This window comes from Mesorhizobium sp. M0189, from assembly GCF_040322135.1.
Taxonomy (GTDB): Bacteria; Pseudomonadota; Alphaproteobacteria; order Rhizobiales; family Rhizobiaceae; genus Mesorhizobium.
The window spans coordinates 169,224-182,500 of the sequence record NZ_JAMYSW010000012.1; the positions used below are offsets into that span (position 1 = coordinate 169,224).

Consider the following 13,277-nt stretch of genomic DNA (forward strand, 5'->3'; position numbering starts at 1 on the left):
ATGCTATTGGAGAAGAAGCCGCGATGCGTGATTCGGCCAGTGGCCCGCGCGTTTTGCTGAAACGGCTCCGCGAGCTCATGCAAGAGCCGCTGGAGCCGCAGGAGCGGCTTGACCGGATCGTGCGCGACATCGCCTCCAACATGGTTGCCGAGGTCTGCTCGCTCTATGTGCTGCGCGCCGATTCGGTGCTCGAGCTCTACGCCACCGAAGGCCTGAACCCGAACGCCGTCCACCTGGCGCAGCTCAGGCTGGGTCAAGGCCTGGTCGGCACGATCGCGGCCTCGGCGCGGCCGCTCAACCTTTCCAATGCACAGGAGCATCCTGCCTTCGCCTACCTGCCGGAGACCGGGGAAGAAATCTACAATTCCTTCCTCGGCGTGCCGGTGCTGAGGGCAGGGCGGACGCTCGGCGTCCTGGTCGTGCAGAACAAGACCATGCGCCATTATCGAGACGACGAGGTCGAGGCGCTGGAAACGACGGCGATGGTGATCGCCGAGATGATCGCCACCGGCGATCTGGAGCGGCTGACGCGCCCCGGCCTCGAGCTCGATCTGCGTCGCCCGGTAAGCTTTACCGGCCTGTCCTTCAATGAAGGCGTCGGGCTCGGCCATGTGGTGCTGCACGAGCCGCGCATTGTCGTCACCAACCTGTTCAACGAGGACAGCGAGGAGGAGGTCAGGCGGCTCGACGCGTCCCTCGGCTCGCTCAGGCTCTCCATCGACGACATGCTGGAGCGCCGCGACGTCGCCTTCGAGGGCGAGCATCGCCAGGTGCTCGAAGCCTATCGCATGTTCGCCAACGACCGTGGCTGGGTACGCCGGCTGGAGGAGGCGATCCGCAACGGCCTGACGGCCGAAGCGGCGGTCGAAAAGGTGCAGAGCGACATGCGTGCCCGCATGCTGCACATGACCGATCCGTATCTGCGCGAACGGATGAGCGATTTCGACGATCTCGCCAACCGGTTGCTGCGGCAGCTTATGGGGCGCGGACCGGAGGACGTCGCGGCCTCGCTGCCCAAGGACGCCATTATCGTCGCCCGCTCGATGGGTGCTGCCGAGCTGCTTGACTATCCCAGAGACAAGCTGCGCGGACTGGTGCTGGAGGACGGCGCGGCGACCAGCCATGTCGTCATCGTGGCCCGTGCGATGGGCATACCGGTCGCCGGCCAGATGAAGGGCGCCGTTTCCATGGCGGAAAACGGCGATGCCATCATCGTCGACGGCGAGGAAGGCGCGATCCATCTGCGCCCGCAGCCCGACCTCGAGGCGGCCTATGCCGAGAAAGTGCGCTTCAGGGCGCGGCGGCAGGAGGTCTACCGCGAGCTGCGCAAGAAGCCGTCGGTGACCAAGGACGGTGTCCAGGTCGATCTTCTGATGAATGCCGGGCTGGCGGTCGACCTGCCGCAACTGGCCGAAGCTGGCGCGGCCGGCATCGGCCTGTTCCGCACCGAGCTGCAATTCATGGTCGCCTCGACTTTTCCGCGCGCCGAAGCGCAGGAGCGGCTCTATCGCGACGTGCTCGAGGCGGCGCGCGGCAAGCCGGTGACGTTCCGCACCATCGATATCGGCGGCGACAAGGTGCTGCCCTATTTCAAGGGGTCGATCCAGGAGGAGAACCCGGCGCTCGGCTGGCGCGCCATCCGCCTGACGCTCGACCGGCCCGGCCTGCTGCGCACCCAGATCCGCGCACTGCTCAAGGCGTGCGGCGGGCGCGAACTGAAGCTGATGCTGCCAATGGTGACGGAACTCGGCGAGATCGTGCAGGCGCGCGAGATCATCGATCGCGAGGTGCGGCATTTGTCGCGCTTTGCCCATCATTTGCCGACCAGCCTCAAGGTGGGCGCGATGCTGGAGGTGCCGTCGCTGCTGTTCCAGCTCGACGAGTTGATGAAGGCGGTCGATTTCGTCTCGGTCGGCTCGAACGATCTGTTCCAGTTCGTCATGGCGGTGGATCGCGGCAACACCCAATTGTCCGACCGCTTCGACCCGCTCTCGACGCCGTTCCTGCGTGTTTTGAAGAAAATTGCCGACGCCGGAGCGCGCAACCATACGCCGGTGACCCTGTGCGGCGAACTTGCCGGCAAGCCGATTTCGGCGATGGCGCTGATCGGCCTTGGCTATCGCTCGATCTCGATGTCGCCGGCTTCGATCGGCCCGGTCAAGGCGATGCTGACGGAACTGCCGCTCAGCGAACTGGAAGCGTTCTTCGACGACAATCTGATGGCGCCGGCGCAAGGCCTGCCGATGCGGGCGCTGCTGCAAGCCTTTGCCGACGACCGCTCCATACCGCTATAGACTTCGCCATGATCAACCTGCCCCGCGACCGTATGGACCAAGTCGTCAAGCGTTTCGACATGCTCGAAGCGCAGATGTCGGCCGGGCCGGCGGCGGACGCCTATGTCAGGATGGCCTCCGAATATGCCGACATCCAGGAGATGGTGGCAAAGATCAGGGCGCTGCGCGCCGCGGAGCGCGAACAGGCCGATCTGGAGGCGATGCTCGCCGACAAGGGCACCGACGCCGAGATGCGGGCCTTGGCCGAGGCCGATCTGCCAGGGGTCAAGCATCGCATCGAGGCGCTGCAGCAGGACATCCAAATCCTGCTGTTGCCAAGGGATGCCGCCGACGAAAAGAACGCCATCCTCGAAATCCGCGCCGGCACCGGCGGTGACGAGGCGGCACTTTTCGCCGGCGACCTGTTTCGCATGTACGAGCGCTATGCCGCGGCGCATGGCTGGCGTTTCGAGACGGTGTCGGCCAGCGAGGGCGAGGTCGGCGGCTACAAGGAAATCATAGCCACCGTTTCGGGCAAGGGCGTCTTTGCGCATCTGAAATTCGAATCCGGCGTGCACCGCGTGCAGCGTGTGCCGACGACGGAGGCGGGCGGGCGCATCCATACCTCGGCGGCGACGGTCGCGGTGTTGCCGGAAGCGGAAGAGGTCGATATCGACATCAGGGCCGAAGACATCCGCATCGACACGATGCGCGCCTCGGGTTCCGGCGGCCAGCACGTCAACACCACCGATTCGGCCGTGCGCATCTCCCATCTGCCGACCGGCATCATGGTGGTGCAGGCGGAAAAGTCGCAGCACCAGAACCGGGCGAAGGCCATGCAGATCCTGCGCGCCAGGCTCTACGACCTCGAGCGCAGCAAGGCGGACGAGGAACGCTCCGAATCGCGCAAGTCGCAGGTCGGCTCGGGCGACCGCTCGGAACGCATCCGCACCTATAATTTTCCGCAAGGGCGCGTCACCGATCATCGCATCAACCTGACGCTCTACAAGCTCGACCGGGTGATGATGGGTGAGCTTGACGAGATCATCGACGCGCTGATCGCCGATCACCAGTCGAAGCTGCTCGCCGATATCGGCCTCGATGGCTGACGGCCTGCCCGGCACGCTCGCCTCACTGTTGCGGGAGGCGCGAAACCGGCTTACCGCGGCCGGGATCGCGGATCCGGCGCTCGATGCCAGGCTGATCGTCGAGCATTTTTCCGGCACGACCCGCACGCAGGCCATCGCCGATCCCGAGCAAACGGTCGATGCGGGCGTGAGAGCAGCGATCGATGCCGCACTGCGGCGGCGTATCGCCGGCGAGCCGGTGCACCGCATCCTCGGCTATCGCGAATTCTACGGCTTGCGCCTGTCGCTTTCGCCGCAAACGCTGGAGCCGCGGCCGGATACCGAAACGCTGGTCGAGGCTATACTGCCCTTCGTCAAGGCAGTGGCGGCACGCGAAGGCGGCTGCCGCGTCCTCGATCTGGGGACCGGCACCGGTGCCATCGCGCTGGCGCTGCTCAGCGCTGTCCCGGCCGCGACCGCCACCGGCGTCGACATTTCGCGAGAGGCGCTGGTCACGGCCATGCGTAATGCCGGGGAATTGGGGCTCGCCGGTCGGTTCACGGCGCTCAAATCCGACTGGTTTGAAAAAGTTTCTGGCCGGTACCATGTAATTGTCGCAAACCCTCCCTATATACCCTCAGACGACATTGGAAATCTGCAGGACGAGGTCCGCGGTTTCGATCCACGCCAGGCCCTGGATGGCGGCGTGGACGGTCTGAGCCCCTACAGGAAGATCGCCGCAGGAGCGGCAGCCTATTTGGAACTCCAAGGCAGGATTGCGGTCGAGATCGGCCATACGCAGCACCAACAGGTTACGGGGATATTCTCCGCGGCCGGGTACTGTCCGGTCGGGGTGTTTCGTGATCTCGGCGGAAACGACAGAGTTCTTGTGTTCGAACGGTGGAAGCCGTGATGCAGTGCGAAAAAAGCGCTTGGCAATACCGGGGAATGCGGCTAGGGTCGCCTTAACCGGATGAGACGAAGCAGGCAGTGCTCTTAGCGATTCGGTTTTCCTTGGAAATAGCTGCCTTCTTGCGCAAACGACGCCCAAGCTTCGTGCGGGAATCGTCCGGCAAGTGAAGTAACCGGAACAGGATGGCACGTGGCGCCAACGCAATTGATGCGGGCGAACGCCGGTGAAGGAACGAAACGGCTGGCCGCATGAGCGCCTCCGTTCGTGAAGAGTTTTTCGAAAATTTCAAAGTGAAGAGAGTCTAATGAGGCCACAACAGCAAAACAGGCGCATGCGCGGTCGCAACAACAATGGCGGCGGCGGCGGCAACAACAATAACAACAACAACCGTAAGGGGCCGAATCCCCTGACGCGCAACTATGAGAGCAACGGTCCGGACGTGAAGATCCGCGGATCGGCTCAGCAGATTGCCGAGAAGTACGCAACCCTTGCCCGTGACGCGCAAAGCTCCGGCGACCGGGTGATGGCGGAAAACTATCTCCAGCATGCAGAGCACTATAACCGCATCATCGCAGCCGCTCAGGCACAGATGCCGATCCAGAACGCGCAGCAGAATCGAGATGATTTCGACGATGACGGCGACGAGGATCGCGATGAGTTCGACAATGCCGGCAACAACAATGCCAACGAGGCCTCGGCTTCGGCCAATCACGGTGCCGGCCCGCAGCCGGTCATCGATGGCACGCCGGCCGAGCTGGCTCTGAACCAGGAAAACAGCCGCGACAATCGGGGCGGCCGCGACAACAATGGCGGACGCCACCGCGACCGTCGCCCCAATGGCGGTTACGGCCAGAACGGCCAGCGCGGCGAATATGGCGCGCGCGGCGAGCAGCAGGGTGGTCAGCGCGTCGAACAGCCACGGCGCGACGAGACGCCGGCGCAGGCAGAGCCCGTGCCGGCCGCTGAGCCGGTCTTTGTGAGCGAGCCCGCACCGCAATTCGAAAACCTTTCGCCGGCGGGTCTCGCCGCCCAGGCCGAGCTCAACGAAGCCGCGGCCGAAAACAGCCCGGCCCGCCGCCCCAGGCGTCCGCGTCGTCCGCGCCTCGATGTCGAACAGGCAAATGGCGGCAACGACAATGCCGGCCCTGACAGTTCCGGCCCTGACCGTGCCGAAACTGGCAATGTCGATGCGGCGCCGGCTGAAGATGCCGGCGGTCAACCTATTATTGCCGACGTCGAGAATTGATCGAAGAAACGTTCAGGCGATCTTAGCGCATCCTTTACCCTGGACGGCGGAGAGAAATCTCCGCCGTTTTCCTTTTGCGCGCTCGGAATATTATGCGTTCGCCAGTGTCGAGGCGTCTTGAGGGTCCGTGGTTTGCGTCCCATATCTTGCGTGAACAGGATCCGGCTCGAACGGGCGGGTCCGTCACCGCAATCTGATCCGGTGCCGCGAAGCGGGCCGGTGACGGAAGGAGACAGGCATGAATCTTGAAAAATATTCCGAGCGCGTGCGTGGCTTTATCCAGTCCGCGCAAACCATGGCGCTTTCCCGCAGCCACCAGCAATTCACCCCCGAGCATATCCTCAAGGTCCTTGTCGATGACGACGAGGGCCTGGCTGCGTCGCTGATCGAGCGCGCCGGCGGCAATGTCCGTGACGTCAAGCTCGGCGTCGAAACGGCACTGGAGGCAATGCCCAAGGTCGAGGGCGGCAATGGCCAGCTCTACTTGGCGCAGCCGCTGGCAAAGGTGTTCTCGACCGCCGAGGAACTGGCCAAGAAGGCCGGTGACAGCTTCGTTACCGTCGAACGGCTTCTGCAGGCGCTTGCCATGGAAAAGTCGGCCAAGACCGCCGACATCCTGTCCAAGGCCGGTGTCACGCCGCAGGCGCTGAACCAGGTCATCAACGACGTACGCAAAGGTCGCACCGCCGATTCGGCGAGCGCCGAGCAGGGCTACGACGCGCTGAAGAAATACGCGCGCGACCTGACGGCGGACGCCCGCGCGGGCAAGCTCGATCCGGTCATCGGTCGTGATGACGAAATTCGCCGCACCATCCAGGTGCTGTCGCGCCGCACCAAGAACAACCCGGTGCTGATCGGCGAACCCGGCGTCGGCAAAACGGCGATCGCCGAAGGGCTGGCGCTGCGCATCGTCAATGGCGATGTGCCGGAATCGCTCAAGGACAAGCAGCTGATGGCGCTCGACATGGGGTCGCTGATCGCCGGCGCCAAATACCGCGGCGAGTTCGAGGAGCGGCTGAAGGCGGTGCTTTCCGAAGTCACGTCTGCCGCCGGCGGCATCATCCTGTTCATCGACGAGATGCACACCCTGGTCGGCGCCGGCAAGGCGGATGGCGCCATGGATGCGTCGAACCTGCTGAAGCCGGCGCTGGCCCGCGGCGAACTGCACTGCGTCGGCGCCACCACGCTCGACGAATACCGCAAGCATGTCGAGAAGGATGCGGCCCTTGCCCGCCGCTTCCAGCCGGTCTTCGTCAATGAGCCGACGGTCGAAGACACCGTCTCGATCCTGCGCGGCCTGAAAGAGAAATACGAGCAGCACCACAAGGTGCGCATCTCGGATTCGGCGCTGGTCGCGGCCGCTACGCTGTCAAACCGCTACATCGCCGACCGCTTCTTGCCGGACAAGGCGATCGATCTCGTCGACGAGGCCGCCTCGCGGCTCAGGATGCAGGTCGATTCGAAGCCCGAGGCGCTGGACGAGATCGATCGCCGCATCATGCAGCTCAAGATCGAGCGCGAGGCGCTCAAGGTCGAGAAGGACGATGCCTCGAAGGACCGGCTCACCCGGCTTGAGAAGGAACTCTCGAATCTCGAGGAGGAATCGACCGAGCTGACCTCGAAGTGGCAGGCCGAGAAGCAGAAGCTCGGGCTTGCCGCCGACCTCAAGAAGCAGCTCGACGAGGCGCGCAACGAACTTGCCATTGCGCAGCGCAAGGGCGAATTCCAGCGCGCCGGCGAACTTGCCTATGGCAAGATCCCGGAACTCGAAAAGCACCTGAAGCAGGCTGAAGCCAGGGATGGCAAGGCCGGCATGGTCGAGGAAGTGGTCGGCCCCGATCACGTCGCTCATATCGTGTCGCGCTGGACGGGGATCCCGGTCGACAAGATGCTGGAAGGCGAACGCGACAAGCTGTTGCGCATGGAAGACGAGGTCGGCAAGCGCGTCGTCGGCCAGGGTGAGGCGGTGCAGGCGGTGTCGAAAGCGGTGCGCCGTGCGCGCGCCGGCCTGCAGGACTCGAACCGGCCGCTCGGCTCGTTCATGTTCCTCGGACCGACGGGCGTCGGCAAGACCGAATTGACCAAGGCACTGGCCAGCTTCCTGTTCGACGACGAGAGCGCCATGGTGCGCATCGACATGTCGGAGTTCATGGAGAAGCACTCGGTCGCCCGGCTGATCGGCGCGCCCCCCGGCTATGTCGGCTATGAGGAAGGCGGCGCGCTGACCGAAGCGATCCGGCGGCGGCCCTATCAGGTCGTGCTGTTCGACGAGATCGAGAAGGCGCATCCGGACGTGTTCAACGTGCTGCTGCAGGTGCTCGACGACGGCCGGCTGACCGACGGGCAGGGCCGTACGGTCGACTTCCGCAACACGCTGATCATCATGACGTCCAACCTCGGCGCCGAATATCTGGTCAATCTCGGCGAGGACCAGGATGTCGACGTGGTGCGCGACGAGGTGATGAATGTGGTCAGGGCTTCGTTCCGGCCGGAATTCCTCAACCGCATCGACGAGGTGATCCTGTTCCACCGGTTGCGCCGGCAGGATATGGGCCGCATCGTCGAAATCCAGCTCAAGCGGCTGGAAAACCTGCTTGTCGACCGCAAGATCGCGCTTTCGCTCGATCAGGAGGCGATCGACTGGCTGGCGGCCAAGGGCTATGATCCGGCCTACGGCGCGCGGCCGCTGAAGCGGGTGATGCAGAAGGAATTGCAGGATCCGCTGGCGGAAAAGATCCTGCTCGGCGAGATCCTCGACGGCTCGACCGTCAAGGTCACCGCCGGGTCCGACCGGCTGAACTTCCGCTCGAAGCCGGCGGTCGTGGCAACCGAGGCGGCCGCCTGACTTCAAGCCAAAGCCTGTTCCATCCCGATGGAATCGGGATGGGCTCCTCTCTTCTTTTTTGACCATGATCTCATGGTCTACCATCATTGGCGGGGCGCAGATGACGCTGGACGATTATAACAGCTTCTGCGCCTCGCTGCCTTCGACGACCCATGTCGTGCAGTGGGGCGGCGCCCATGTCTGGAAAGTCGGCGGCAAGGTGTTTGCAATCGGCGGCTGGAGTGAAGGCAAAGAGCCGTTCGTCACCTTCAAATGCTCCGATATCGCCTATGACGTGCTGAGGGAACAGCCGGGCCTTCGGCCGGCGCCCTATCTCGCCTCGCGCGGCATGAAATGGATCCAGCGCCAGACAGGCGAAAGCATGGATGACGAGGCGCTGAAGGATTATCTGCGCGAAAGCCACCGTCTCGTCGCGCTGAAGCTGACGAAGCAGGCGCGCAAGGAATTGGGACTCATTGCCGGTTGATCTGCCAGAAATCCGCCATCTTCATGCCCGGTTCATATTGGAACCTTATCGTACGCAAGTGATTTGCTGGCGAAGGGGTTCGCGACCACATCGGCCCGAAATCGAGTTTTGATTTTCGCAAAGCACGATGCGGAGATTTAAAGCGTTAGAGTGTCCTTAAGCCCAAAAGGACGCGCGGCGCTCTTGAGAGACAATGCCGGCGGCGGCAATTACGGACCGGAGAATTTTGGCCACCATGTTGCGCACCATCTTTACCCTTTCAGCGCTTGCTGCCGGGCTGCTGGCTTCGAATACGATGGCATCGCCGATAGTGGATACTGCGCCACGGGTGGGTCGTGCTGCCGATGACGGCGGCATTCTTGTCGCCCAGAACGGCAATCTCGACATCTATTACGACGCCAGGGGAAACCGCGTCATCGTCGATGCGGAGACCGGCAAGGTTATCGCCATCCAGCCGCCGCAGACCAGGCTCGATCGCCGTGCCTTGCGCCGCGAGCGCCTGCGCAATCTCGGACCGGTCGAAGACGACCGCTATTATCTTGACGATCCGGAGGACACGGCGCGGTTCCGTCGCAGGCGGTTGGAAGACGAAGGCAGGGTCATCGTGCCGCCGGCTGACGAGTACGACCCCTATGGCGACAATTCGGCAGAAGTCTTCCCCGAAGCGCCGCGGGATGACGGCGGCTATGGCAACAATTTTCCGGAGGAAGCGCAGCCGGTGAAGCCGCGCACCATTGAGCGCCAGCCGCTCAATGAGGCTTCGATCGAGCCGGTCGAACCGACAGTGCCGGGCGAGCAGGCGGCCTTGCCGCCAAGCACTGGCGGCAAAACGGCGGTCGACCCGTCGTTATCGCTCGGCGCCCGCCAGGACGTGGCGGCACTGCAGGTGCTGCTCGACCGTGCCGGTTCTTCGCCAGGCGTCATCGACGGACGCTTCGGCTCGAATGTCGACAAGGCGCTTGCCGCCTATAATGAGATCACCGGCAGCAATCTGAAATCGACCGATGCGATCGGCATCCAGGCCGCCCTGGCGCAATCCGGTGGCGATGCCTTCGCCTCCTATACGATCACGCCCGAGGATGCGGCCGGCCCCTATGTCGCCTCGATACCGGAGGACTACAGCCAAAAGGCCCAGCTCGACCGCATGGGCTACACGTCGGTGCCCGAGGCGCTGGCCGAGCGCTTCCACATGGACGAGGCCTATCTGAAATCGCTCAATCCGGACGCCAATTTCAGCCGCCCCGGCACCATCATCAAGGTCGCCAATTTCGGCAGGCTGGTGGCGACGCCGGTGGCGCGCATCATCGCCGACAAGGCCAACAAGCAGGTCCGCGCCTATGATGCGGCGGGCAAGCTGGTCGCGGCCTATCCGGCGACCATCGGCTCGTCGGACACGCCGTCGCCGTCCGGCACCCATGCGGTGTCGCGTGTCGCGTTGGATCCGAATTACACCTACAACCCGAACATCAATTTCAAGCAGGGCGAAAACGACAGGATCCTGACCATCCCGCCGGGGCCGAACGGTCCGGTCGGCTCGGTCTGGATTGCGCTGGACAAGCCGACCTATGGCATTCACGGCACCCCGGATCCGTCCAAGATCGGCAAGACCGAAAGCCATGGCTGCGTGCGGCTGACCAATTGGGACGCGCGCGAGCTGGCCAAAATCGTGTCGCCCGGCGTGACGGTGGAGTTCGTCGACTGAGTTGAGCGTTTTCGCTCCACTCACCCGATGATCTTGCGCAGCAATCGCGCGCGTGGCGCCGCCGCATAGATCAGCTGCACCACCAACATGAAGCCGACGCTGAGCAGCGGGCTGACGAGGCAGAGTGCAGCGCCGATCGCCCACAGGATCTGCGCCTTGACGATGCGCAGATAGACCGTTCGGGTGGTCTCCGCATCGACGCCTTCCGCCAGGAGGCCGTTTTTGTCCGCATAGCGCCAACTGGCGAGCAGCGTCAGCCCGAGCATCAAAAGATTGAGCCAGTAGACGAGCACGGCGGTTCTGAATTCGAGGAAGTCGGCCAAAAGATCGGTCGAGAACGGCAGCAAGGCGATGAAACCGAGAAAACAAAGGTTCAGCGTGGCAAGCCGCCTGTCGGACTTCGCGATCAGCCCGTGCTGCGCCTGCTGGCCGAACCAGAAGATGGTCAGCGTCAGGAAGCTGAGCGCATAGGTCAGAAAACGCGGCGCCAGTGCTGCGACCGCGGCGATCAACTCGTTTTCGGAATGCACCGTTTCATGCGCTGGCACCCTGATCTCGAGAACGATCAGGGTGAGCGCGATGGCGAACACGCCGTCGGTGATGCCGACGACGCGCCCACGTCCTTCCGCCGAGGGTTCGAGCGGTCGTTTCATGCGGGTATTTTCCCCCTTGCCAGTCGCGCTGCAAGAAGCTTAGCACGGCATCGGCCGTTTGCACCCGCACTGGCGTGGTCCTGCCTGCATGGCCAGGTTCGGGCTGGTTTCAACGAGAACAGCCTGCTGGCCGGTTGTCGCTGGCCCCCCGGCGGTCTAGGTAAGGCAGCATGCACACGCCAACCAAAGTCGGTACCGGCGCCGTTCCCCTGACCGGCTCACTTCCGTCCGATACGTTTTGCCCGCAGGCGCAGCGGCGGTTCGTGCTGATCGCGGCGATCCTGGCTTCCGCACTCGGCTTTATCGACGGATCGGTCCTGGCTATTGCGACGCCGGCGATCCGCGTCGACCTCGGCGCCAGCCTCGCCGAGGCGCAATGGATTTCCAATGCCTATGCATTGACGCTTTCAGCCCTCATTCTCGTCGGCGGCGCCGCTGGCGATCGCTTCGGCCTGCGCCACTCCTTCGTCGCCGGCATCGTCCTGTTCATCGCCGCCTCGCTTGCCTGCGCGTTGGCGCCTAACCCGGCGGTGCTTATTGCGTTTCGGGCTATCCAGGGTGTTGGAGCGGCCGTCATGGTGCCGGGCAGCCTGGCCATTATCGCCAAAGCCTATCCGAAAAAGGAACGCGGCCGGGCGATCGGCATCTGGGCGGCGGCATCAGCGCTGACGATGGCGCTCGGTCCGGTGCTGGGCGGCTTCGTGCTGTCGGCCTTCGGCGACGGCATCTGGCGGGCGATCTTCGCCATCAACCTGCCGCTCGGTCTTATCTCGATCTATCTTCTGCTGGCCAAGGTTCCCGCCGACGCGCCGGCGGAAAAGCGCAGCCTCGATCTCGGCGGCGCAGCACTCGCCATATTGGCGTTCGGAGCGCTCGCTTACGGCCTGACCTCGATGAGCGGTGACGGGGAGGGGCTGATGTCCGGCCCGAGTATTGCCGCCGGCGCAGTTTTGCTCGTCGTGTTCATAGTCTTCGAACGCCGGCGGCGCGAGCCGATGATCGACCTATCGCTGTTTCGGATTGGGGCGTTTGCGGGCGCCAATGTGGCGACCTTCTTCCTTTATTTCGCGCTGTCGGCCAATCTGTTCTATCTGCCGATGCTCATGATCGCCGGATGGGGGCTGAGCACGGCCGAGGTCGGCTTCATCTTCCTGCCGCTGTCGGCATTGATCGCGCTGCTGTCCGGGCCGGTCGGCCAGTGGTCCGACCGCATCGGGCCTCGCTTTCCGATCGCCAGCGGCAGTCTGGTGGTGGCTGTTGCCTTTGCCGGGCTTGCCTTGCTGGCCTATTGGGGCATCCACAATTTCTGGTTGGGGGTGTTCCCGCTGATGGCGCTGATGGGGTTCGGCATGGCGCTGGTGGTGTCGCCGCTCTCGACCGCCATCATGACGGCGGTCGAGGACAAGGATACGGGTGCGGCCTCGGGCATCAACAACGCCGTCTCGCGCATCGGCGGCCTGATTGCCGTGGCGGCGATGGGATCGCTGGCGGCCTGGGTCTACGCTGCCGTGCTCGATACCGGTGCCGGCATTCCGGGTTTCGGCGAACCGGCGCCCGCCGGCCTGGCGCCCGATCTCGATGCGGCACGGCTTGCCGCCAGCGACGCGGCATTCGCGGCCGTTGCCGCAGTGACCGCGCTGCTTTGCCTGCTTTCGGCAATCACCGCCTGGACGACGGTTTCCGGCGAGCGGCTGCCATGGGCGCGCGACACGGCGAATCAGCAGGGCTGACGACGAAAAACGTCGGCTCAGCCTTCGATCTTGGCGCTCGCTACCTTCAACTGATTGCTGTCTTCCTGCTTGAGCAGGTCGTCGATGCGTTCGCGCTCGCGCTTGAAGGCGACGAGGTCGTCGCCCTTCAGCGTCTTGCCGACCGGCAGGCGGACGCGCATCGAATCGACCTTGGTGCCGTTGACGATCAGTTCGTAATGAAGATGCGGACCGGTGGAGAGGCCGGTTGAGCCGAGATAGCCGATAACCTGACCTTGGCGAACGCGAACACCCGGCTCGATGCCCTTGGCAAAGGCGCTCTGGTGATTGTAGGACGTCTCGTAACCATTGGCGTGCCGCAGGATGATCTGCTTGCCATAGCCGCCAGCCCAGCCGGCCTTTT

General features: G+C 63.9%; 10 protein-coding genes (1 of these 10 only partly in view). 8 read left to right on the forward strand and 2 right to left on the reverse strand.

Features of this window, described 5'->3' with window-relative positions; genetic code table 11:
- The first annotated feature begins 23 nt into the window (after positions 1-23).
- The 7 genes from ptsP (at position 24) to NKJ09_RS21640 (ending at position 10,512) form a co-directional block, all read left to right on the forward strand.
- Positions 24-2,294 carry a phosphoenolpyruvate--protein phosphotransferase gene (ptsP, locus tag NKJ09_RS21610; protein WP_352483551.1) on the forward strand — a complete coding sequence of 757 codons (2,271 nt, stop codon included), beginning with the start codon at positions 24-26 and terminating at the stop codon, positions 2,292-2,294.
- Positions 2,295-2,302: 8 nt separating this feature from the next.
- Entirely contained in the window at positions 2,303-3,382 is a 1,080-nt protein-coding gene (gene prfA, locus NKJ09_RS21615; RefSeq protein ID WP_352496391.1) for a peptide chain release factor 1, read from the forward strand.
- Positions 3,375-4,253, forward strand: a complete 879-nt coding sequence (prmC, locus tag NKJ09_RS21620) for a peptide chain release factor N(5)-glutamine methyltransferase (protein ID WP_352496392.1) — start codon at positions 3,375-3,377, stop codon at positions 4,251-4,253. Before prfA ends, prmC begins: the two co-directional genes overlap by 8 nt.
- 331 nt (positions 4,254-4,584) lie before the next feature.
- Entirely contained in the window at positions 4,585-5,499 is a 915-nt protein-coding gene (locus NKJ09_RS21625; RefSeq protein WP_352496393.1) for a DUF4167 domain-containing protein, read from the forward strand.
- A gap of 238 nt (positions 5,500-5,737) precedes the next feature.
- The gene (clpB, locus tag NKJ09_RS21630) at positions 5,738-8,344 is read left to right on the forward strand and encodes an ATP-dependent chaperone ClpB (protein WP_352496394.1); all 2,607 of its coding nucleotides are present in this window, start codon (positions 5,738-5,740) and stop codon (positions 8,342-8,344) included.
- Between the two features lie 100 nt (positions 8,345-8,444).
- A complete protein-coding gene (locus NKJ09_RS21635; RefSeq protein ID WP_023722299.1) occupies positions 8,445-8,810 on the forward strand; it encodes an MmcQ/YjbR family DNA-binding protein in 366 nt (121 codons plus the stop codon).
- Positions 8,811-9,045: 235 nt separating this feature from the next.
- The gene (locus tag NKJ09_RS21640) at positions 9,046-10,512 is read left to right on the forward strand and encodes a L,D-transpeptidase family protein (RefSeq protein ID WP_352496395.1); all 1,467 of its coding nucleotides are present in this window, start codon (positions 9,046-9,048) and stop codon (positions 10,510-10,512) included.
- 20 nt (positions 10,513-10,532) lie between these two features.
- Here NKJ09_RS21640 and NKJ09_RS21645 read toward each other — a convergent pair whose 3' ends face one another.
- Positions 10,533-11,165 carry a TMEM175 family protein gene (locus NKJ09_RS21645; RefSeq protein WP_352496396.1) on the reverse strand — a complete coding sequence of 211 codons (633 nt, stop codon included), beginning with the start codon at positions 11,163-11,165 and terminating at the stop codon, positions 10,533-10,535.
- 170 nt (positions 11,166-11,335) lie between these two features.
- On the opposite strand from NKJ09_RS21645, the gene NKJ09_RS21650 reads away from it, so the two are divergent.
- The gene (locus NKJ09_RS21650; RefSeq protein ID WP_352496397.1) at positions 11,336-12,895 is read left to right on the forward strand and encodes an MFS transporter; all 1,560 of its coding nucleotides are present in this window, start codon (positions 11,336-11,338) and stop codon (positions 12,893-12,895) included.
- Between the two features lie 17 nt (positions 12,896-12,912).
- On the opposite strand, the gene NKJ09_RS21655 is transcribed toward NKJ09_RS21650, so the two are convergent.
- Positions 12,913-13,277 carry the final stretch of a M23 family metallopeptidase gene (locus NKJ09_RS21655; protein ID WP_352483558.1) on the reverse strand. 1,594 nt of this gene lie beyond the right edge of the window, so only the last 365 of its 1,959 coding nucleotides appear in the window; the start codon falls outside the window, past its right edge; the stop codon is at positions 12,913-12,915.